This window comes from Reyranella soli, assembly GCF_007992495.1.
In the GTDB taxonomy this organism is placed as follows: domain Bacteria; phylum Pseudomonadota; class Alphaproteobacteria; order Reyranellales; family Reyranellaceae; genus Reyranella; species Reyranella soli.
On record NZ_BKAJ01000192.1, the window covers coordinates 1 to 19,256 of the forward strand.

21 protein-coding genes, 1 tRNA gene and 1 riboswitch are annotated in these 19,256 nt (G+C 68.4%); of the genes, 12 read left to right on the forward strand and 10 right to left on the reverse strand.

Translation table 11 applies throughout. The features are described from left to right. Positions 1-67 precede the first annotated feature (67 nt). Genes lepB through RSO01_RS40460 form a run of 3 tightly spaced genes read left to right on the forward strand, consistent with a single transcriptional unit; the run spans position 68 to position 1,999 of the window. Positions 68-826, forward strand: coding sequence for a signal peptidase I (gene lepB / locus RSO01_RS40450; RefSeq protein WP_147156276.1), 759 nt, complete (start codon positions 68-70; stop codon positions 824-826). An 8-nt stretch (positions 827-834) separates the two neighbouring features. Next, positions 835-1,290, forward strand: coding sequence for a GNAT family N-acetyltransferase (locus RSO01_RS40455; protein WP_147156277.1), 456 nt, complete (start codon positions 835-837; stop codon positions 1,288-1,290). 58 nt (positions 1,291-1,348) lie between these two features. After that, the gene (locus RSO01_RS40460; RefSeq protein ID WP_147156278.1) at positions 1,349-1,999 is read left to right on the forward strand and encodes a LysE family translocator; all 651 of its coding nucleotides are present in this window, start codon (positions 1,349-1,351) and stop codon (positions 1,997-1,999) included. Positions 2,000-2,079: 80 nt separating this feature from the next. Here the strand turns inward: RSO01_RS40460 and metW are convergent, their stop codons facing one another. Then, positions 2,080-2,688, reverse strand: a complete 609-nt coding sequence (metW, locus tag RSO01_RS49235; protein WP_281291611.1) for a methionine biosynthesis protein MetW — start codon at positions 2,686-2,688, stop codon at positions 2,080-2,082. After that, positions 2,685-3,875, reverse strand: a complete 1,191-nt coding sequence (gene metX, locus RSO01_RS49240; protein ID WP_246159147.1) for a homoserine O-acetyltransferase MetX — start codon at positions 3,873-3,875, stop codon at positions 2,685-2,687. Before metX ends, metW begins: the two co-directional genes overlap by 4 nt. 66 nt (positions 3,876-3,941) lie before the next feature. Further along, positions 3,942-4,017: riboswitch (SAM riboswitch) on the reverse strand. 115 nt (positions 4,018-4,132) lie between these two features. On the opposite strand from metX, the gene RSO01_RS40470 reads away from it, so the two are divergent. From RSO01_RS40470 to RSO01_RS40485, 4 genes are all read left to right on the forward strand, one after another. Then, a complete protein-coding gene (locus RSO01_RS40470) occupies positions 4,133-4,984 on the forward strand; it encodes a chorismate mutase (RefSeq protein ID WP_147156279.1) in 852 nt (283 codons plus the stop codon). 18 nt (positions 4,985-5,002) lie between these two features. Continuing rightward, positions 5,003-6,094: a histidinol-phosphate transaminase gene (gene hisC / locus RSO01_RS40475; protein WP_147156280.1), complete on the forward strand. Its 1,092-nt coding sequence runs from the start codon at positions 5,003-5,005 to the stop codon at positions 6,092-6,094. Further along, entirely contained in the window at positions 6,091-6,975 is an 885-nt protein-coding gene (locus tag RSO01_RS40480; protein ID WP_147156281.1) for a prephenate/arogenate dehydrogenase family protein, read from the forward strand. Before hisC ends, RSO01_RS40480 begins: the two co-directional genes overlap by 4 nt. Before the next feature lie 70 nt (positions 6,976-7,045). After that, positions 7,046-7,588: a gamma-glutamylcyclotransferase gene (locus RSO01_RS40485; RefSeq protein ID WP_147156282.1), complete on the forward strand. Its 543-nt coding sequence runs from the start codon at positions 7,046-7,048 to the stop codon at positions 7,586-7,588. On the opposite strand, the gene RSO01_RS40490 is transcribed toward RSO01_RS40485, so the two are convergent. Next, entirely contained in the window at positions 7,563-8,192 is a 630-nt protein-coding gene (locus tag RSO01_RS40490) for a TetR/AcrR family transcriptional regulator (protein ID WP_170303732.1), read from the reverse strand. The two genes, RSO01_RS40485 and RSO01_RS40490, sit on opposite strands and share 26 nt — an antisense overlap. 181 nt (positions 8,193-8,373) lie before the next feature. On the opposite strand from RSO01_RS40490, the gene RSO01_RS40495 reads away from it, so the two are divergent. Further along, positions 8,374-9,528 (forward strand): trans-sulfuration enzyme family protein, encoded by a 1,155-nt coding sequence (locus RSO01_RS40495; RefSeq protein ID WP_147156284.1) that lies wholly within the window; start codon positions 8,374-8,376, stop codon positions 9,526-9,528. A 102-nt stretch (positions 9,529-9,630) separates the two neighbouring features. On the opposite strand, the gene RSO01_RS40500 is transcribed toward RSO01_RS40495, so the two are convergent. Both RSO01_RS40500 and RSO01_RS40505 read right to left on the reverse strand, forming a co-directional pair. Continuing rightward, a complete protein-coding gene (locus tag RSO01_RS40500; protein WP_147156285.1) occupies positions 9,631-10,626 on the reverse strand; it encodes a proline racemase family protein in 996 nt (331 codons plus the stop codon). Continuing rightward, the gene (locus tag RSO01_RS40505; protein ID WP_147156286.1) at positions 10,623-11,786 is read right to left on the reverse strand and encodes an acyl-CoA dehydrogenase family protein; all 1,164 of its coding nucleotides are present in this window, start codon (positions 11,784-11,786) and stop codon (positions 10,623-10,625) included. Before RSO01_RS40505 ends, RSO01_RS40500 begins: the two co-directional genes overlap by 4 nt. A 40-nt stretch (positions 11,787-11,826) precedes the next feature. On the opposite strand from RSO01_RS40505, the gene RSO01_RS40510 reads away from it, so the two are divergent. The 4 genes from RSO01_RS40510 to RSO01_RS40525 all read left to right on the forward strand — a co-directional run bounded on the left by RSO01_RS40510 (position 11,827) and on the right by RSO01_RS40525 (position 14,322). Beyond that, complete coding sequence (locus RSO01_RS40510; RefSeq protein ID WP_170303733.1) at positions 11,827-12,147, forward strand: cupin domain-containing protein; 321 nt, start codon at positions 11,827-11,829, stop codon at positions 12,145-12,147. Between the two features lie 135 nt (positions 12,148-12,282). Next, positions 12,283-12,357, forward strand: a tRNA-Gly gene (locus RSO01_RS40515). Positions 12,358-12,382: 25 nt separating this feature from the next. Continuing rightward, positions 12,383-13,720: an enoyl-CoA hydratase/isomerase family protein gene (locus RSO01_RS40520; protein WP_147156288.1), complete on the forward strand. Its 1,338-nt coding sequence runs from the start codon at positions 12,383-12,385 to the stop codon at positions 13,718-13,720. A 74-nt stretch (positions 13,721-13,794) separates the two neighbouring features. Continuing rightward, positions 13,795-14,322 carry an SET domain-containing protein gene (locus tag RSO01_RS40525; RefSeq protein ID WP_147156289.1) on the forward strand — a complete coding sequence of 176 codons (528 nt, stop codon included), beginning with the start codon at positions 13,795-13,797 and terminating at the stop codon, positions 14,320-14,322. On the opposite strand, the gene RSO01_RS40530 is transcribed toward RSO01_RS40525, so the two are convergent. From RSO01_RS40530 to RSO01_RS40550, 5 genes are all read right to left on the reverse strand, one after another. Further along, positions 14,237-14,890, reverse strand: a complete 654-nt coding sequence (locus tag RSO01_RS40530; protein WP_147156290.1) for an ABC transporter ATP-binding protein — start codon at positions 14,888-14,890, stop codon at positions 14,237-14,239. The genes RSO01_RS40525 and RSO01_RS40530 overlap by 86 nt on opposite strands. After that, positions 14,887-16,416, reverse strand: a complete 1,530-nt coding sequence (locus RSO01_RS40535) for a branched-chain amino acid ABC transporter ATP-binding protein/permease (protein WP_147156291.1) — start codon at positions 16,414-16,416, stop codon at positions 14,887-14,889. Before RSO01_RS40535 ends, RSO01_RS40530 begins: the two co-directional genes overlap by 4 nt. 2 nt (positions 16,417-16,418) lie before the next feature. Next, on the reverse strand, positions 16,419-17,420 hold the full coding sequence (locus RSO01_RS40540; protein WP_308933115.1) for a branched-chain amino acid ABC transporter permease: 1,002 nt from the start codon (positions 17,418-17,420) through the stop codon (positions 16,419-16,421). Continuing rightward, positions 17,302-17,892, reverse strand: a complete 591-nt coding sequence (locus RSO01_RS40545) for an ActR/PrrA/RegA family redox response regulator transcription factor (RefSeq protein ID WP_092823275.1) — start codon at positions 17,890-17,892, stop codon at positions 17,302-17,304. The genes RSO01_RS40540 and RSO01_RS40545 overlap by 119 nt, the downstream gene beginning before the upstream one ends. Before the next feature lie 23 nt (positions 17,893-17,915). Further along, a partial coding sequence (locus tag RSO01_RS40550; protein WP_147156293.1) for an ActS/PrrB/RegB family redox-sensitive histidine kinase occupies positions 17,916-19,256 on the reverse strand: 1,341 nt, incomplete at its 5' end.

The window sequence follows — 19,256 nt, forward strand, 5'->3', positions numbered from 1 at the left end:
GTAAGACGAAGATGGCGCTCCGACAGGTCTGCCTTGGAAAGGCCGCAGGCCGAACTATAGTTCGACCATGGACAGTTCCTCTCTTTGGCAGCGCCTCGTCGGCTGGAGTCGCGAGCTAAAATCGATCCTGCTGGCCGTCGGCTTCGTCCTGATCGTGCGCACCGTGTTTGCGGAGCCCTATCACGTGCCGTCGCCGTCGATGGTGCCGACGCTGCTCACCGGCGATCAGCTCGTCGCCAGCAAGTACGCCTATGGCTACAGCCGCTATTCCTCGCCCATCGACCTCTTGCCGGATTTCTCCGGCCGGCTGCTCGGCAAGGCGCCGGAGCGCGGCGACGTCATCGTCTTCCGCCTGCCGCGCGATCCCGCGACGACCTACGTGAAGCGCCTGATCGGCCTGCCCGGCGATCGCATCCAGATGAAGGACGGGCGGCTCTACATCAACGACGCCCTCGTCCCGCGCCGTACTGTCGGTCCGTTCACCGGCGATGCTGGCGGCCGCGGCGCCGCCACTCTCTATGTCGAGACGCTGCCCGGCGGACGCGAGCACGAGATCGTCGAGATGACCGATGCCGACCAGCAGGACGACACGCCGGTGTTCGTGGTGCCGCCCAAGCACTACTTCATGATGGGCGACAATCGCGACAACTCGGTCGACAGCCGCATCTCCATCGCCGACGGCGGCGTCGGCTTCGTGCCGGAAGACAACCTGGTGGGCCGCGCCGACCTCGTCCTGCTGTCGCATGATCCGGCGGTCGCCTGGTCCGACATCGCCGCCTGGTCGCACTTTTTCCGGCCGGGCAGGCTCCTGGACCGCATCCACTAGGCAGGCGCATGAGCACGACCTGGCGTTTCGCGCCCGCCACCGAGGCCCACTTCGAGCCGTTGCTGGCGATCCGCATCGAAGTGATGCGCGAGCATCTCGAGCGCGTGTTCCGCTACCATCCAGAGCGCGCGCGGCGCATCTTCCGCGAGCACTTTGCCGAGCCGGGGTTGCGCCTGATCGTTGTCGGCGACGAGACGGCGGGCTGCGTCGGCTTCCGCGTCGGCGAGGCCGAGATCAAGATCGATTCCTTCTACCTCGCCCGCCGCTATCACAATCGCGGGCTGGGCGCGGAAATCCTGAAGGTCCTGCTGGCCGAAGCCGATGCGCTCGGCCTGCCCTGCGAGCTCGACGTGCTGCTCGGCAGCCCGGCCGACCGTTTTTACGAGCGGCATGGCTTCGTGAAGCAGGGCGAGGACAATATCGAGGCCAACTTCCGGCGCGCGGCGGGCTCGCGCGGGCATTGACAGGCCCGCCCGGTCGGGACTTTCTGCGGCCAACGCGTCTTCGCAGAAAGGTCCCGCCATGGAGATCGTCATCCCCGGTGCCACGAACATCGGCCTGTTCCTGGGCGCCGCCCTGGTGCTGCTGCTGATCCCCGGCCCCGCCGTGCTCTACATCGTCGCACGGTCGGTGGCGCAGGGCCGAATGGCGGGCTTCGTCTCCGATCTCGGCATCCATTCCGCGACGCTGGTCCATGTGCTGGCGGCAGCCCTTGGCTTGTCGGCGCTGCTCGCCTCGTCGGCGCTCGCCTTCAGCATCGTGAAGTGGGCTGGCGCCGCCTATCTCATCTGGCTCGGGCTGAAAAAGATCTTCGGTCGCACCGAGGAGGTCGATGCCGACGGCAACCTGGCGCGCCACAGCCATGCCCGGCTGTTCCGCGACGGCTTCATCGTCAACCTGCTGAACCCCAAGACGGCTCTCTTCTTCCTCGCCTTCCTGCCGCAGTTCGTCGAGCCCGAGCGCGGCCATCTCGCGTCGCAGATCGTCTTCCTCGGCCTGCTGTTTGCCCTGCTCGGCTTCATCACCGACGGCTGCTACGCCTTCCTGGCCGGCACCGCCGGCAAGTGGCTGCGCCGCAACAAGCGCTATCTCGAGGTCGAGCGCTATGTCAGCGGCACGCTGTTCATCGGGTTGGGCCTGACCGCGGTGTTCGCGGGCAACCAGAGGAAATAGGCATCGATGTCATCCCGAGGCCGAAGGCCGAGGGATCTTTACTGATCCGGAAAGGTCCCTCGCTGCGCTCAGAGAGAGGCTTAATCCCGCCGCAGCATGAACACCGCCTGCTCGCCGACAAGATTGGCGAGCAGCGGCGGCAGGTTGATCGGCCTGCTGTTGCGGTCGAGCACGATGGCACGCTCGATGCGCACGCCCATGTCGCGGCAAAGGCCGCGGAAGTCGTCGATGCTGCAGAGATGGATGTTGGGCGTGTCGTACCACTTGAAAGGCAGCGACGGCGTCTCGGGCATGCGTCCGCCGAACACCAGGCGCAGGCGGACCTGCCAGTGCGCGAAGTTGGGGAACGACACGATGGCGCGCTTGCCGACGCGCAACATCTGGCGCAGCACCTCGCGCGGCTCGCGCGTGGCCTGCAGGGTCTGGCTCAGGATCACGTAGTCGAACGCGTCGTCCGGGTAGTCGCGCAGGTCGGCATCGGCGTCGCCCTGGATCACCGACAGGCCGTTGGCCACGCAGGCGTTCACGCCGGTCTGGCTGAGCTCCATGCCGCGCGCATCGACCCGCTTGAAATTCACCAGGTAGGCCAGCAGCGAGCCGTCGCCGCAGCCGACGTCGAGGGCGCGCGTCGCCGGATCGACCATGTCGGCGATCAGCTGCAGGTCGACGCGAATAGCAGTGACGCTCACGGCACGTCCTTCAGGCCGCGCACCGCGGCGGCACCCTTGAGGAAGCCGGCCAGCGTGCGGAACATCTCGGGTTCGTCGAGCAGGAAGGCATCGTGGCCCTTGTCGCTCTCGACCTCGACGAAGGAGACGTTCGCCGCCGCGGCGTTCAGCGCGTGCACGATCTCGCGGCTTTCGCGCGTCGGGAACAGCCAGTCGCTGGTGAAGGAGAACAGGCAGAAGCGCGTCGGCGTGCCCTTGAAGGCGTTGGCCAGCACGCCGCCATGCGCTGCGGCCAGATCGAAATAGTCCATCGCGCGCGTGATGTAGAGGTAGCTGTTGGCGTCGAAGCGATCGACGAAGGTCGAGCCTTGGTAGCGCAAGTAGCTCTCGACCTGGAAATCGGCATCGAAGCCGAAGCCCAGCGCGTCGCGATCCTGCAGCGCGCGGCCGAACTTGCGCTGCAGCGCCTGCTCGGAAAGATAGGTGATGTGCGCGGTCATGCGCGCCACCGACAGCCCGCGCGCCGGCACGGTGTTGTGCTGGCGGTAGTCGCCGCCCTTCCACTCGGGATCGGCCATGATCGCCTGGCGGCCGACTTCGTGGAAGGCGATGTTCTGCGCCGAATGGCGGGCAGCGCAGGCGATGGGCACTGCAGAAAACACGCGCGCGGGATAGCTCGCGGCCCATTCCAGCACCTGCATGCCGCCCATCGAGCCGCCGATCACGCAGAACAGGTCGGGGATGCCGAGATGGTCGAGCAGGGCCGCCTGGGTGCGCACCATGTCGGCGACGGTCACCACCGGGAAACGCAGGTTCCATGGCTGGCCGCTGGCATCGAGCGCCAGCGGGCCGGTCGTGCCCATGCAGCCGCCCAGCACATTGATGCAGATGATGAAGTAGCGCGCCGGATCGAGCACCTTGCCCGGCCCGACCAGGCTGTCCCACCAGCCTTCCTTGCCGGTGACGGGATGCTCCTCGGCGACGAACTGGTCGAGCGTCAGCGCATGGCAGATCAGCACGGCGTTCGACTTGTCGGCATTCAACGTGCCGTAGGTCTGGTAGGCGACGCGATAGGGACCGAGCTCGACGCCGCAGTCGAGCCGAAGCGGCCGATCGGCGCCCAAGACCGCGTGGCGGCACCGAGCCAGAGCCTTTCGCTCGGCGTCGGCGAGGCCGTCGAACGGCGCCTCCTCGATCGCAGCCTCCATGTCGTCTCCTGCGGCCAATGCACACGGCCAACAAAAAAGCCCCCGACCGGCAAGGGCGGGGGGCTTTTTTGGAGCGCTCCGACCTTTTAGCGAGGATTAACGTGGTCGCAAGCCGGTCGGCTCAAATTCCACGGAGAGGCTTCTATACGAAGGTCGCCGGAATTGCGCAAGCGCCTGTCGGCCTTCCTGAGGTTTCTTGCCTTTACGGGGGCCGGCAGGACGTAGTATCGCCGCTGCCTCACAGGACCAACGGCTCTATGGACGCCCCCAGTCTCGACAGCTTGCGCCAGGAAATCGACGCCATCGACGGCGAGTTGCATGGCCTCATCCAGCGCCGGGCAGCCCTGGTCGATCGCATCGCCGCCTCCAAGCCGCCGGGCGGGCTGGCGCTACGGCCGGGCCGCGAAGCCAAGGTCATGCGCCAGCGGCTCGAGACGCATCAGGGACCGTTCCCCGCCGCCGCCGTCTACCGCATGTGGCGCGAGATGATGTGCGCCTTCACCATGATGCAGACGCCGGACATCAAGGTCGCGATCTGCCGCCCACACGACCAGCCGGGCTACTGGGACCTCGCACGCGACCATTTCGGCTGCCAGATCACCTTCGTCGCCAACGACACGCCGGCCCAAGTGCTGGCGGCGGTGCGCGCCAACCCTTCTACGCTCGGTGTCGTGCCGGTGCCGATCGAAGCCGATGCAGCACCTTGGTGGCCGTTGCTGGCGGGCCGTGACGCCACGCTGCCGAACGTCGTCGCGCGACTGCCGTTCCTGGTCATGCCCAACGCCCGCGCGCGCGGCATCTCGGCCTTCGTGCTGGCGCGCATGGAGCCCGAGGAATCGGGCGACGATCGCGCCCTGATCTCGATCGAATCGATGGACGGCCTCAGCCGCAACCGCATTTCCGGCGCTCTCGCCAAGGCGGGCCTGCCTGCCTTCACGTCGGTGCTGGACCAGGTTGCAGGCGGCGTGCATCACTACCTCGTCGAGCTGCCGGGCGTGATCGCCGATAGCGACAAGCGCCTGCGCGAGCTCGAGATCGCGTTGGAGCTCAAGAACGGTCGCGTCGCGGCGATCGGCGCCTACGCCGTGCCGTCGACCGCGCGGGCCTGACCAATTTAGGAGATCGCGATGAGCGCGCTTACCCCGCGTCCGGGCATCATGAAGATTGCGCCCTATGTACCGGGCAAGGATTCGGTCGAGGGCAAGCAGACGATCGCCAAGCTGTCGTCGAACGAAGGCGCGCTCGGCCCCAGCCCCAAGGCGATGGCGGCCTATGCCAAGGCGGCGACCGAACTGCATCGCTATCCCGACGGCGATTCCGGCAACCTGCGCGCCGCGATCGGCCGGCACTACGGCCTCGATGCCAAGCGCATCGTTTGCGGCGCCGGCTCCGACGAGCTCCTGAATTTGCTGGTGCGCGCCTACTGCGGCCCGGGCGACGAGCTGCTCTACAGTCAGTTCGGCTTCTTGATGTATCCCATCAACGCGCTCGGCGTGGGCGCGACACCGGTCGCGGCGCCCGAGAACGACTATCGCGCCGACGTCGATGCCATGCTGGCCAAGGTCAGCGACAAGACGCGCGTGGTGTGCCTCGCCAACCCGAACAATCCGACGGGCACTTACATCACCAAGGACGACGTGCGCCGCCTGCATGCCGGGCTGCCGAAGAACGTGCTGCTGGTGATCGACGCGGCCTATGCCGAGTATGTCAGCCGCAACGACTACGAATCGGGCGTCGAGCTGGTCGACCAGGCCGAGAACGTCGTGATGACCCGCACCTTCTCCAAGATCTACGGCCTGGGTGGGCTGCGGCTGGGTTGGATGTACGGACCCGCCGGCATCGTCGACGTGATGAGCCGGCTGCGCCAGCCGTTCAACGTCAACCTGGCAGCGCAGGCCGCGGGCATCGCGGCAATGGCCGACATCGCCCACACCGACGCCAGCCGCACCAACAACGACATCTGGCTGCCCTGGCTCAGCACCGAGCTCACCAAGCTTGGATTGAAGCCGCTGCCCAGCGTCGGCAACTTCGTGCTGGTCGGCTTCGGCTCCAAGGAGCGCGCGGCGGCGGCCAACGACTGGCTGATGAACGACGGGCTGATCCCGCGCATGGTGGCGGGCTACGGCCTGCCCGAGCATCTGCGCATCACCATCGGCACCGAGAGCGAGGTCAAGGCCGTGCACGCTTCGCTCAGCCGCTTCGTCGCCGCAAACAAATGACCAAACCCCTGTTCAACAAGATCGCCCTGATCGGCATCGGCCTGATCGGCGGCTCGATCGCGCTCGCCGCCCGCCGCGGCGGGCTTGCCAACAAGATCGTCGCCGCCACGCGCAGCGAAGAAACGGCCGCGACCGCCAACCGACTGAAACTGGTCGACCATTGCGGCACCGATCTCGCGGCCGCCTGCCAGGATGCCGACCTGGTGATCGTCTGCACGCCGGTCGGCGCCTGCGGCGAGGCCGCGCGCGTGATCGCGCCCAGCCTCAAGCCGGGCTGCATCGTCTCCGACGTCGGTTCGGTGAAGCAGGCGGTGGTCGACGCCATGCAGCCGCATCTGCCGGCGGGCGTGCACTTCGTGCCGGCCCATCCCGTGGCCGGCACCGAGAATTCCGGTCCTGAGGCGGGCTTCGCCGAGCTGTTCGACGGCCGCTGGACCATCCTGACCCCGCTGCCCGACAGCGATCCCGCCGCCGTCGACAAGCTCGATGCCTTCTGGAAGGGCCTCGGCAGCCTGACCGACCGGCTGGATCCCGCTGGCCACGATCGAATCCTCGCCATCACCTCGCACCTGCCGCATCTCATCGCCTACACCATCGTCGGTACGGCCGATGACCTTGCGGGCCATCTCAACAGTGAGGTGCTGCGCTTCGCCGCCGGCGGCTTCCGCGACTTCACGCGCATCGCCGCCTCCGATCCGACGATGTGGCGCGACGTGTTCCTGAACAACCGCGAAGCCGTGCTGGAAGTGCTGGCGCGTTTCCAGGAGGACCTGTTCTACCTGCAGCGCGCCATCCGCTGGGGCGAGGGCGACAAGCTGTTCGACCTGTTCACGCGCACCCGCGAGATCCGCCGCGCGCTGATCCATCTCAACCAGGCGTGATCATGTCTTCCGGACCGCCGGCCTCTGGCCGGCTCATGAGGCCGGCCGGAGGCCGGCGGCCCGGAAGAGCATGAGCACCCGGCCTTACTGGGTCTTCGGCTACGGCTCGCTGATGTGGAACCCGGGCTTCGCGGTGCCCGAGACACGCGGCGCATGGCTGCATGGCTGGCACCGCGCTTTCTGCATCTATTCGGAACATTATCGCGGCACGCCCAAGCAGCCGGGATTGATCCTCGGCCTGCTGCCTGGAGGCTCCTGCCGCGGCCTCGCCCATCGCCTGCCGGCCAAGCAGTACGACGCCGTGCGCCGCTACCTGATCCATCGCGAGATCGACAATGACGGCGTCTACGAGGAGACGATCCGGCCGATCCATCTCGACGATGGCCGCACGGTCCCGGCGCTGGTCTATCTCGCCGACCGCGCGCACCGCCAGTTCGCGGGCAAGCTGCCCATCAAAAAAGCCGTGGCGCTGGTCCGGAATGGACACGGCGCCACGGGCAGCAGTCTCGATTATGTTCAGAACACCGTGGCCCATCTCACCGAGATGGGCCTCAGGGATCGCCAGCTCGAGGAGTTGGCTCGCCTCGCTATGCGCGGAGCGCGCCGCCGCTGAGCACGGCGCGGGTGACGAACGTCAGCTCGTCGCGCGCCTGATCGACCGACAGGCCCAGCCGCTCGCGCAGCACGACCCAGCTTTCGGGCGCCAACGTCATGGCGAGCGCGTTCAAGGTGCGCTCGCGCGCGTCGGCGGGCAACGCGGCCAGCTCATGCTCGAACCAGCTGGCGAGCTGGGTGCGGTTGGCGGTGTACATCTGCACGATCATCTCGGACGCGTCGTTCGAGCGCCGTTGCAGCGTCTCGACGAAAGTCCACATCGGCAGCAGGCGCTCGCCGCGCTCGGAGCACTGGTTGATGATCATGGCGATGCGCTCGTCGAGCGGCCACGACATGTTGAAGTCGACCTCGCCCAGAGCAGCGGCCAGCACGCGGCCGAGCACGGCGACGTAGAGCTCGGCGGTGTCGGCAAAATGCTGGAACACGGTGCGCGCCGAGACGCCGGCCATCTTGGCGATATCGCGGACGATGGGCGCCACTTCGCCGGCGAGCGCAAGCGCGAGGGCGGAGCCGACGATGGCTTCACGCGTTCGGGCGACGCGATCGCCACGGGCGGGAGTGGTCAACTGCTGCGACGGGTGGGCGAAGGTTTCGACATCCATTACACGGACTCCGGTTCCAGACCGAGACGATGGGGCGGTTCGCGACACGCAATCAGGCGTCGGACATTTAGTAGTCCCGCCCGCTGCGGTGGCCGGATAGTAATGCATCTGCAACGGATGTGCGACGATGCGCTATAAGATCACGCGCCTATGTAAGAAACACGTAAGCTACGGTAATCCAATGACAAACAAGACCTTCGCCGCTTCCTCGCTCGCCGCACAAGCAATGGGTTGGATCGATCCGGTGACGAAGGCGGTGGTGCCGCCGATCCATATGGCCAGCACCTATCAGCGCGACGAAGACAACGGCTACAGCTCCGGCCGCATCTATGCGCGCTCTGACAATCCGACATTCGACCAGGCCGAGGCGACGCTGGCGGCGCTCGAAGGCGGCGCCAAGGCGCTGGTCTTCTCCTCGGGCATGAGTGCGGCGACGGCCTGCTTCCTGGCGCTGGCGCCGGGTGATCACGTCGTCGCGCCGAAGGTGATGTACTGGTCACTGCGCAACTGGCTGGCGGGCTTCGCACAGCACTGGGGGCTTTTGGTTGATTTCGTCGATGCCGATCGCACCGACGCCATCGCCGCCGCGGTGAAGCCGGGCAGCACCAAGCTGGTGTGGATCGAGACGCCGGCCAATCCGACCTGGTGCGTCACCGACATCGCCGCGGCTGCCGACATCGCCCATCGCGCCGGCGCGCTGCTCGGCGTCGATTCGACGGTGGGCACGCCGGTGCTGACGCGACCGATCGAGCTCGGCGCCGACATCGTCATGCATTCGGCGACCAAATATCTCAACGGGCACTCCGACATCATCGCCGGCGCCCTGGTCGGTGCACATGACGACGAGCATTGGCAGAAGCTCAGGACCATCCGCGCGCAGATCGGCACCATCCTCGGCCAGACCGAGGCGTGGCTGCTGCTGCGCGGCATGCGCACGCTGTTCCCGCGCGTCGCCTGGGCGTGCCGCTCGGCGCAGACCTTGGCCGAGCGTCTGTCGTCCCATCCGATGGTGGCCGAGGTGCTCTATCCCGGCCTGCCCTCCTTCGCCGGACATGCCGCGGCGAAGAAGCAGATGACGGGCGGCTTCGGCGGCATGCTGTCGGTGCGCGTCAAGGGCGGCGAGCGCGCCGCCATCGCCTCGGCAGCGCGCGTGGAACTGTGGAAGCGCGCGACGTCGCTCGGCGGCGTGGAGAGCCTCATCGAGCATCGCGCCAGCGTCGAAGGCCCGGGCACGCCCTGCCCGCCTGATTTGCTGCGGCTGTCGGTCGGCGTGGAAGAAACGAGCGACCTGTTCGACGACCTCGATCAGGCGCTGCGGCGCGGACATAACGCCTGACGCACGGCCGGCGATACATCACAACTGTCATCCCGAGCGCAGCGAGGGACCTTTCCCGTTGCCTTAAAGGTCCCTCGCTGCGCTCGGGATGACAGCGGGGCGCTAGCCGGCACCTAGTGTAAAGCCCTCTTTCAGCGGATCATCGTCGTCGAAGCGAAAGCGGGCCTCGCCGGTCTGATGGGCGTGGCCGCCGACCTCGACGATCACGGACTTGCGGCCACCGACCGCCGGCGCCTCGCGCACGGCGCGGCCGCTGAAGACGGCATCGGTGCAGCTCTCGAACAGGCGTTCGTCGCCGAGCTTCGCCTCGCGACGCGCCAACTGCAGGGCCATGCGGGCGGTGACGCCGCTGCCGGTCGGGCTGCGATCGATCTGCCGGCCGGCGAAGATGCAGACGTTGCGACTTGGCCTGCCGTCGGCGCCATTGCCGCCGTCGGTCAGGATCGTGCCGTAGAGGAAGGCAAGATCGGGCTCGTCCGGATGCACGATGGGCACGGCCTTGGCCGCAGCTTGCGCAATCTCCTCGCCGGCATCGACGATGGCGCGCATCGGCGACGAACGAAGATCGAGGCCGATCGAATCGGCAGAGAGGAAAGCATAGAACGCACCGCCATAGGCGATGTCGACCGTCACCGGGCCCCAGGTCCGCGTCGGCGCGATGCGATCGAGCGCATAGGCGAAGGCCGACACGCTCTCGAACTGCACCGTGCCGTTGGCCGCGACCCGTGCCGTCACCAGGCCGCACGCGCATTGCAGCCGCACGATGGTCTCGGGCTCGCGCCGCGCCACGCGGCCGCTGTCGACGGCCCAGCGCGCCAGCGCGATGGTGGCGTGGCCGCACATCGTCGAGTAGCCCTCATTGTGCATGAAAAGGACGGCGAGATCGGCCTCGGGATGGTCGGGCTCGACCAGCAGCGCACCGTACATGCCGTCATGGCCGCGCGGCTCCAGCATCAGGCCGCGCCGCAGATGGTCGAAGCGTTCGCGCGCCTCGCGCCGCTTGTCGAGCAACGTCTTGCCCGAAAGGCACGGCCAGCCATCGACGATGATGCGCGTGGGCTCGCCGCCGGTATGCATCTCGACCGTGGAGAGGATCACCCGAACACCTGTGCCCCAAAGACTTGTGAAAGGCCGGCGCCGATGCGCTCGTTCATCATCTCGATCGAGCCATCGGTGTAGGCCGCGATCTTGGCGCAGGCGAGGTGGCGGGCCAGCGGATACTCGGCGCGCAGGCCGTTGGCGCCCATCGCCTGGATGCAGTCGGCGATGCGGCGCAAGGCCATCTCGGTCGCGAACTTCTTGGCATAGGCCGCCGGCAGCACGGCGTCGCCGCCTTCGTCGATCAGCCGTGCCGCGCGATAGGTCAGCAGCCGTGCCGCCTCGAGATCGGTCGCGGCATCGACAAGCCTCCAACGCACGCCCTGGTGATCGAGCACCGGCTGGCCGAAGGTCTTGCGCTCTCGCGTGTAGCGCACCGCGGTCTCGAGGCCAGCCTGCAGCATGCCGCAGCACATGGCGGCGACGTAGGCGCGGGCGCCGTTGATGCCGGCGAGCGCCGCCTTGAAGGCCTGGCCCGGCGGATGCAGCACCGCCTCGTCCGGCGCGACGTAGTCGACCAGCCGAAAGCCGCCGACGCCGATGGCATGGCCGCCGTGCAGCTCGAACGGCTTGTCGCGCTGGAAGCCCGGGTGGTCGGCTTCGATCGCAAAGCAGGCGATGCCGCGATAGCCCTGCGCCTTGTCGGTCTGGGCGTAGGCGACCGAGAGGCCGGCCACGGCCGCATTGGTGATCCAGGCCTTGGCGCCGTTCAGCTTCCAGCCGCCCTCGACCTTCACGGCGGACATCTCCAGCCCGCCGAAGTCGCTACCGACCCCGGGCTCGCTCAAGCCGGCGCAGCCTATGACCTCGCCTGCGATCATGCGCGGCAGCAGGCGCGCGACGTGGGTCGGCTGACCGTCGCGCGCGAACCGCGCCACCGCGTTGTGATGGTTGATCATCGCGAAGGCGAAAGCGAAGTCGTGCCTGGAAATCTCCTCGAAGGCGCGCAGCTTGCAGGAGAAGGAGAGCCCCTGCCCGCCATGCTTCTTGGCAAGCTCGATGGTGTGCAGGCCGGCCTTGCACCCTTCTCGGATGGTCTCCAGCGGATAGCGCCGCTCCCATTCCCAACGGGCCGCATTGGGCGCGACGTGCCGCTCGGCAAACTCGCGCGCGCGCGCCACCACGGCGCGCTCTTCGGGTGTCAGGACTTCGTCAAGCATGCGCTACTATCGCACGGTCGAAGCCAAAGTTGAGGCCACCATGGATCGTACCCCCGCTCCCATTTCGCTGGCCACCGCGCGCGGCCTTCCCTGGAAGCCCGGCCGCTCGGCCGAGGCCTTCATCGACGGCGACCTCGAGATCAGGTTCACGCCGCGGCCGACCAACGGGCCGCAGAAACCGCACCAGCGCGACGAGGTCTACATCGTAGCGGCCGGCTCCGGCTTCTATCGCGTCGACGGCAAGCGCACGGCAGTCGGACCGGGCGACATGTGCTTTGCCGCGGCCCATGCCGAGCACGGCTTCGAGGATTTCACCGAGGATTTCGCCATCTGGATCATTTTCTACGGTCCGGTGAAATGAGATCTTCCGGAGCGCGGACCCCTGCCTTCGCCGAAGCGAAGCCGAAGCGGCTTCGCTTCGGCGAAGGCAGGGGTCCGCGCTCCGGCAAGAGACCTGTTTTCGTTTGACCGGGATTTGCCCTAGAATGCCAGCGACGCGGGTGTAGCTCAGGGGTAGAGCGTCGGCTTCCCAAGCCGTAGGTCGTGGGTTCAAATCCCATCGCCCGCTCCAATTTTCTGCCAGGCAGGAATCAGACATGGATTCGGTGGTCTCGGCACCGGTCGCAAACGGCGACTTCGCGGCCGACGCCGCGCACTTCTCTGCCTATTGGCTCGACGCCAAGGACCGGCTGGCCCGCCTGGGCCCCAAGCCCAAGCGCGATCCCGCCACCTTCGACACCGCCGAGGCGCTGAAGCAGGCCGCCCGCGAGGCGCGCTTCACTTTCCTGCGCCGCCATGCCGGCACGCTCTACGACCGCCTGACCGCCAACCGATCGAAGTTCGTGCGTATCGAGCGGCTGGCCTATGACGCCGCCGAGTTGGTGCCGGGCCTGGTGCCCAGCCGCGCCGAGGTCACGGCCGAGGCCGAGCGGCGCCAGGCCGACAAGGACGGCTGCGAGATCGACCAGGGCATCCTGTTCAACCAGTTCCTGGCCGATCCCGTATGCGGGATGCATCTCTGCCACGCCATGCTGCTGCCGCACGAGGAATCGACCGAGGCGCTGGCCAAGTTCCTGCGCGACGGCACGCTCGATCTCGGCTTCGCCAAGGTCGAGCGCCAGGGCAAGGCGGCCGTGCTGCTGCTGGCCAACAAGCGCTTCCTGAACTCCGAGGACAATTCCACCCAGCCCGCCACCGAGATCGCGGCCGATGTCTGCATCCTCGATCCACAGAGCCAGGTCGCCGTGCTGCGCGGCGAGGTCGTGCCCGAGGGCAAGTATGCCGGCCGGCGCATCTTCAATGCCGGCATCAACCTCACGCATCTCTACTACGGCAAGATCCCGTTCCTGTGGTTCCTGGTCCGCGACCTGGGCTTCGTGAACAAGATGATGCGCGGACTCGCCAGGCCCGACGTGCCGCCCGACGAAGTGGCGGGTGATTCGATCGAAAAGCTCTGGATCTCGGCGGTGGAAACCTTCGCCATCGGCGGCGGCTGCCAGATCCTTTTGGCGACCGACTTCAACATCGCCGGCCGCGACGCCTACATGACCTTGCCGGCGCGCAAGGAAGGCATCATCCCGGCGATGGCCAACCTGCGCATGGCCCGCTTCGTCGGCGACCGGATCACGCGCCAGGCGATCATGTACGAGCGCCGAATCGACTGCGATTCGGACGTCGGCCGCATGATCTGCGACGAGGTTATCGATCCCGCCGAGATGGACGCCACGATCGAGCGCGTGATCGACCGCCTGACCGGCTCGGGCGCCGTGGGTGCCATCGGCAATCGCCGTGCGCTGCGCCTCGCGGCCGAGCCGCTCGATACTTTCCGGAAATACGCGGCGCTCTATGCCCGCGAGCAGGCGCTCTGCCATTTCAGCCCGGCGCTTATTTCCAACCTCGAGCTCTTCTGGAACGCGCAGAATCGACGCGCCTGAGCACTTTCCGTTGCTATCGATCGCGAAGCAGGGCACAAGGCGCGCCTGCTTGTGAACATCGAGACGAGCGCGAGATGCGTAAGCGTAAATGGCACAAGGCCCTTCTCTATCTCGGGCCCTCCAAGATCCATGGCATTGGCTGCTTTTCCGATACGAGGATCAAGAAGGGCGAGTTCGTCCGCGTCTGGTCGCCCGAGGACAGCCGATGGGTGCCGCTCGAGAAGGCGCATGCCTCGCCGCATAAAAAGCTCTTCCAGCGCTTCGGCATCCGCACCACCGGCGGCTACTGGGCGCCGATCGACTTCCTGCGCATCTCGGTCGGCTGGTACATGAACCATTCCGAGACGCCCAACCTGCAGTCCGACGACGGCGACGTGACCTACTACGCGCTGAAGGACATCGAGCCCGGGGAAGAGGTGACGATCGACTACCGGCGCATGGACGACGTGCACGACAATCTCGCGCGCGACGAGGTCCTGCCCGGCCGGCAGCGGCCGCGGGCACCCAAGCCCGCGCTCAAGCGCCGGCCATCAGGTCGGCCAGCGCCGGATCGGCCGCAAGCTCGGCAGCCGAGCCGCGCCGCACGACCCGACCCCGGCTGAGCACGACGCCGCGCCCGGCAACGCCGAGCGCCAGGGCTGCACGCTGCTCAGCCAGCAGGATCGCCGTGCCGTCGACCGTCATCGCGCCGAGCCGGCGCAGGAGATCGGCCACGACCACAGGCGCCAAGCCAAGCGTCGGCTCGTCGAGCAGCAGCAGGCGCGGCCGGTCCATCAGGGCGCGCGCCAGGGCCAGCATCTGCTGCTGGCCGCCCGACAGCAGCCAGGCGCGGGCCTCTGGGCGTTCGCCAAGCATGGGGAAGAGCGCCAGCATCTCGTCGACCCGCTGACGGCGCTGCGGCGCCGGCAGCGACGATGACGCTTCGAGGTTCTCCCGCACCGTGAGACCGGCGAAGACGCGCCGTCCCTCCGGCACGTAGCCGACGCCCGACTGAACGCGCTGCTCAACGGTGAGCGTGCTCGCGTCGCGGTCAAACAGGACGACGCGGCCTGGATGGAAGCCGAGCACGGTCTCGAGCAGCGTGGTCTTGCCGGCGCCGTTGCCCCCCAGCAGGGCCACGATCTCGCCGGCCCCGACGGACACCTCGCCGATCTCGAGCACGGCGCTCATGCGGCGATCCCGTCGAGCCCGAGGAAGCTCGCGCGCACCCGCGGATCGGCCCGCACCTCGGCGGGACTGCCGCTGGCAATGACGCGGCCGCGGTCGAGACAGACCAGGCGATCGCAGGTGCGCGACAGGAGCTCGATGTCGTGATCGACGATCAGTACGCCGCGCCCCGACTCGCGCAGCTTCGCGAGGAACGCCTGCAGCGCCCGGCGCTCTGCGTCGCCGATGCCGGCCGCCGGCTCGTCGAGCAGCAGGAAAGCCGCCCCCGTCGCCACCGCGCGCGCGAGGTCGGCGGCCTTGGCGTCGCCGGCGAGCACCAGCGCCTGGAAGCTGCGGCCGATGCCGGCGCGGGCGACGGCGTGCGCCGGCAGGTGTTCGATGCGCCGGTCGTCCAGCGTGATGGCGCCCTCGTCGGCGCGGTCGAGGCCGTTGATGACGTTGAGCAGCGTGGTCTTGCCCGAGCCGTTCGGCCCGATCAGGCCGACGATCTCGCCACGATCGACCAGCAGCGACACGTTGGCCAGCGCCTGCACGCCACCGAAGCGTTTGGAGACGCCGTCGATCGTGAGGTGCTGCGCGCCGGGTACGGGCAGCACGGATTCCGGCAGACCCGGCGCGACGGGCGGAGCGCGCCGCGCGCCGCGCAAGCGGTCCAAAAGTCCGGCGAGGCCCTCGGGCGCCCACAGCACGACAGCGAGCGTGGCGACGGCATAGGCCAGCAGCCATGCGCCCTGCAGATCGCGCAGCAGCTCGGGCAGGCCGACGGCCAGCGCCGCGCCGATGACCGCGCCCATCGGATGGCGGGCTCCCCCCAGCACCACCAGGGTCAGGCACAGCACCATGATCGAAAAGCCGGTGGCTTCCGGCGAGACGACGCCGCTCAAGGCGGCCGAGCAGGCGCCGGCCAGGCCGGCCAGCGCACCGCCCGCAACGAACGCCACGAACCGCCAGGCCGCACCATCGATGCCGAGCGTGGCGGCAAGCAACGGCGCCTCGCGCAACAGCTGCGCCTTCTTGCCCAGCGTGCCCTCGAACAGCCAGGCGTAGACCAGCACGCCCGCGATCAGGCAGGTCCACACGATTGCCAGCAGGACGGGCCCGCGCGGCAAGGCCGTCGCGAAGCCGGCAAGCCCGTTGGCGCCGCCCGTCAGGTTCTCGGCGTGCACTGCCAGAAGGTTGACCAGCGAGGCGAGCGCCAGGGTGGCGAGCGCGAAATAATGCGATTGCAGGCGCAGCAAAGGTCCCGCGACCAGCGCCGCCGGGATCGCCGCGGCCAGGATCGCCACGGGCAGCGCGAAGGGCCCGATGACGGGAGCCGTCAGCGCCGCCGCGTAGGCCCCCAGGCCGAACAAGGCGCCCTGCGCCAGGTTGAGGGCGCCGAGCTGGCCGAATACCAGCTGGTAGCCCAGGCCCATCAGCCCATAGATGCCGGCCAGGATCACCATGCGCTGGCCGAACGGCGGCAGGGCGAAGAGCGCCACGAGCGGCGGCAGCACCAGGATGACCAGCCAGAACGGCGCGAGACGCATCGTCAGGCGCGCCGGCCGATGGGCTCGCCGAACAGGCCCTGCGGGCGCAGGGCCAGCACCGCGAGCACCGCGATATAAAGGGCAGCGGACGCCCAGACGTCGCCGAACCCGGCGGCGACGAAAGTCTCGAAGACCCCGATGCCCAGCGCTCCCAGCAACGCACCGGGCACGCTGCCCCAGCCACCCAGCGCCACGGCGATGTAGGCCTTCAGCATGTGGCCGGCGCCCTGCGTCGGCGTGACCAGGAACTGGTGCCCCAGCAGGAAGCCGGCGATGCCGGCCAGCGCGCCGGAAAGCGCCAGCGACAGCACGACATAGCGGCCGACCGGGATGCCGACGGCGCGCGCCATGTAGCGGTCGGCGGCGACGGCGCGCATGCGCCGGCCGGTCTGGGTGCGCTCGAGCAGGAACCACACGGCGGCGACCAGCACGGCGCCCAGCACGACGATGGCGAGCGGCTGGCGGCCGAGCACGAAGCCCGCGACGTAGAACGAGCCGCCGCCCAGCAATGCCGGCACTGTGCGCGGCGCGCCGGCCATGGCGATGGTCAGGCTCTGCTCGATGATGGCGGCGAGCGCGATGGTGGCGACGAAGGTCGCCTCAGGCGGTCGTGTCGCCAATGGCAGGATGGCGATGCGTGCGGCGACGATGCCGACGACGCCGATCGAAACGGCCACCAGCGGCAGCAGCAGGACGGCCGGCAGTGCGGTCGACAGGCCGACGAATGCCGCGACAGCACCGCCCAGCACGATGAGATCGCCATGCGCGAAGTTCACGGCGCCGGCTGCGTTCAAAGCCAACACGAAGCCCAGCGCCACCAGCGCATAGGCCATGCCCAGCGCCAGTGCGTTGAGCAGAAGTTGGACGGTGATCAGTGCTCGGTCGTCAGTGTTCTCGGGGGGCGTGCTTGCCGAGGATGCGCTGCAGGGTGCGCCGATGCATGTTGAGCCGGCGCGCCGTCTCCGAGACGTTGCGATCGCACTGCTCGAACACGCGCTGGATATGCTCCCAGCGCACGCGATCGGCCGACATCGGATTGCTGGGCGGCGGCGGCAGCTTGCGGCCGTGCGCGGTCAGCGCCTGCTCGATGGCGTCGGCGTCAGCGGGCTTGGCGAGATAGTCGACGGCGCCTTCCTTCACCGCGGCGACGGCGGTGGCGATGTTGCCGTAGCCGGTCAGCACGACGATGCGGATGTCGGGCCGCGCCTGGCGCAAGGGACCCACCAGCTCCAGCCCGTTGCCGTCGCCCAGCCTGAGGTCGAGCACGGCGAAAGCGGGCGGCCGCGCGGTCTGCGCCAGGGCCTCGGCGACCGAGCCGACAGCCGTCACGATGAAGCCGCGCAGCTCCAGCGCCCGCGCGATGCGGTTGCGGAACGCGGCATCGTCATCGGCGATCAGCAGCGTACGATCCTTGTTGGCCGTCGCGCCGGCTATGGCGGGCGACACGGGGCGGTTGGCGCCTGTGTCCTGGCTCATGGCTGCTCCTTCGACATCGGCCGCTATGTAGCCTTGAAGACGGGGTTTGGCCAGCGCACGGAAACCAGCGCGCCGCCCGTCGTTCCCCGGCGGTTACCGAAAGTCACGGTGGCCCCGGTTCGTTCCAATAGCGTTTTCGCGATGAACACACCCAATCCCATGTGTCCTTCCTCGCCCTGGCGCGTCGAGATGAAGGGCGTCCCCAGCTCGTCGAGCAGCGCCTCCGAGAAGCCCGGACCGTCGTCGGAGACCTCGACCTCAGACCAGGCCGCCGTCCAGCGCGTCCTGATCTCGACCTCGTGGCGGGCGAACGACACGGCATTCTGCACGATGTTGCCGATGCCCTGGGTGATCTCCGGGCTACGCACCTGGATGGGCGCCGTCGTGGGCACGCCCTCGCCGACTGGGCCGGCCTTGAAGGTGATGGCGATGCCTTCGCGCTCCGAATGCTGCGCCGCCGCCTCGATCAGGGCCGGCAGCGGCACCAGCGTGTAGGCGTCGGAGACGTCGCCCACCGGATCGACCGACAGGCGCGCCAGGATGGCGCGGCAGCGGTCGGACTCCGACGACAGCAATTCGACATCCTCGCGCAGCGGATCGTCGGTCTCGACCTCGCGCAGCATCTCCTTGGCGACGACGGCGATGGTCGAGAGCGGCGAGCCGAGCTCGTGCGCCGCCGCCGCGGCCAGTGCACCGAGCGCCGACATGCGCTGCTCGCGCTCGAGGGCGCCCTGGGCCGCGGCGAGCGCGGCCGCCATCAGGCGCTGCTCCTCGGCGAGCCGCCAGCCGTAGAGCGTCACCAGCAGCGTGGTGAGCGTGAGTCCTGCCCAGGCGCCGGCCTGGTAGATCTCCGGCAGCTCCGGCGGCGGCCCGCGCCAGGGCAGCGGCTGATGGAACAGGCCGAGCAGGCCGATGCTGATGATGGTGAGCAGCGACAGTGCGACGTTGCTCGCCAGCGACAGGATGGTGGCGCCGATTGCCACCGGCGCCAGCAGCAGCAGCGAGAACGGGTTTATCAGGCCGCCGGTGAGATAGAGCAGCACGGCAAGCTGCAGGATGTCGAAGGCGAGGAAGATGGTGGCCTCGCGATCGTCGATGCGCGCCGACGCCGGGCGCCCGAGGCTCACCGTCAGGTTGAGCAGCGCCGAGAGCGCAATGGCGCCGCCCACCGCCAGCACGGGCAGGGTGAAATTGAGCCCCCAATGGACGACGGCGGCGGTGAAGAGCTGGCCGGCGACGGCGGCCCAGCGGATCAGAACCAGCGTGCGAAGACGAACGCCGCCGCGTGGCGGCAGGCCGGTGCCGGCCACGGCCTGGGTTATTGGCCCAGTGGCGGGCGTCGAGGCCGCGTTCGACCCCGCCAT

What these genes read in the sequence shown, in the direction of transcription:
- lepB (WP_147156276.1), top strand. Translation starts at nt 68, where the DNA reads ATGGACAGTTCCTCTCTTTGGCAGCGCCTCGTCGGCTGGAGTCGCGAG.
- RSO01_RS40495 (WP_147156284.1), top strand. Translation starts at nt 8,374, where the DNA reads ATGACAAACAAGACCTTCGCCGCTTCCTCGCTCGCCGCACAAGCAATG.
- RSO01_RS40530 (WP_147156290.1), bottom strand. Translation starts at nt 14,890, where the DNA reads ATGAGCGCCGTGCTCGAGATCGGCGAGGTGTCCGTCGGGGCCGGCGAG.
- RSO01_RS40525 (WP_147156289.1), top strand. Translation starts at nt 13,795, where the DNA reads ATGCGTAAGCGTAAATGGCACAAGGCCCTTCTCTATCTCGGGCCCTCC.
- RSO01_RS40490 (WP_170303732.1), bottom strand. Translation starts at nt 8,192, where the DNA reads ATGGATGTCGAAACCTTCGCCCACCCGTCGCAGCAGTTGACCACTCCC.
- RSO01_RS40545 (WP_092823275.1), bottom strand. Translation starts at nt 17,892, where the DNA reads ATGAGCCAGGACACAGGCGCCAACCGCCCCGTGTCGCCCGCCATAGCC.
- RSO01_RS40505 (WP_147156286.1), bottom strand. Translation starts at nt 11,786, where the DNA reads ATGCTTGACGAAGTCCTGACACCCGAAGAGCGCGCCGTGGTGGCGCGC.
- RSO01_RS40510 (WP_170303733.1), top strand. Translation starts at nt 11,827, where the DNA reads ATGGATCGTACCCCCGCTCCCATTTCGCTGGCCACCGCGCGCGGCCTT.
- RSO01_RS40520 (WP_147156288.1), top strand. Translation starts at nt 12,383, where the DNA reads ATGGATTCGGTGGTCTCGGCACCGGTCGCAAACGGCGACTTCGCGGCC.
- RSO01_RS40480 (WP_147156281.1), top strand. Translation starts at nt 6,091, where the DNA reads ATGACCAAACCCCTGTTCAACAAGATCGCCCTGATCGGCATCGGCCTG.
- RSO01_RS40455 (WP_147156277.1), top strand. Translation starts at nt 835, where the DNA reads ATGAGCACGACCTGGCGTTTCGCGCCCGCCACCGAGGCCCACTTCGAG.
- RSO01_RS40485 (WP_147156282.1), top strand. Translation starts at nt 7,046, where the DNA reads ATGAGCACCCGGCCTTACTGGGTCTTCGGCTACGGCTCGCTGATGTGG.
- RSO01_RS40460 (WP_147156278.1), top strand. Translation starts at nt 1,349, where the DNA reads ATGGAGATCGTCATCCCCGGTGCCACGAACATCGGCCTGTTCCTGGGC.
- RSO01_RS40470 (WP_147156279.1), top strand. Translation starts at nt 4,133, where the DNA reads ATGGACGCCCCCAGTCTCGACAGCTTGCGCCAGGAAATCGACGCCATC.
- metX (WP_246159147.1), bottom strand. Translation starts at nt 3,875, where the DNA reads ATGGAGGCTGCGATCGAGGAGGCGCCGTTCGACGGCCTCGCCGACGCC.
- RSO01_RS40535 (WP_147156291.1), bottom strand. Translation starts at nt 16,416, where the DNA reads ATGCGTCTCGCGCCGTTCTGGCTGGTCATCCTGGTGCTGCCGCCGCTC.
- hisC (WP_147156280.1), top strand. Translation starts at nt 5,003, where the DNA reads ATGAGCGCGCTTACCCCGCGTCCGGGCATCATGAAGATTGCGCCCTAT.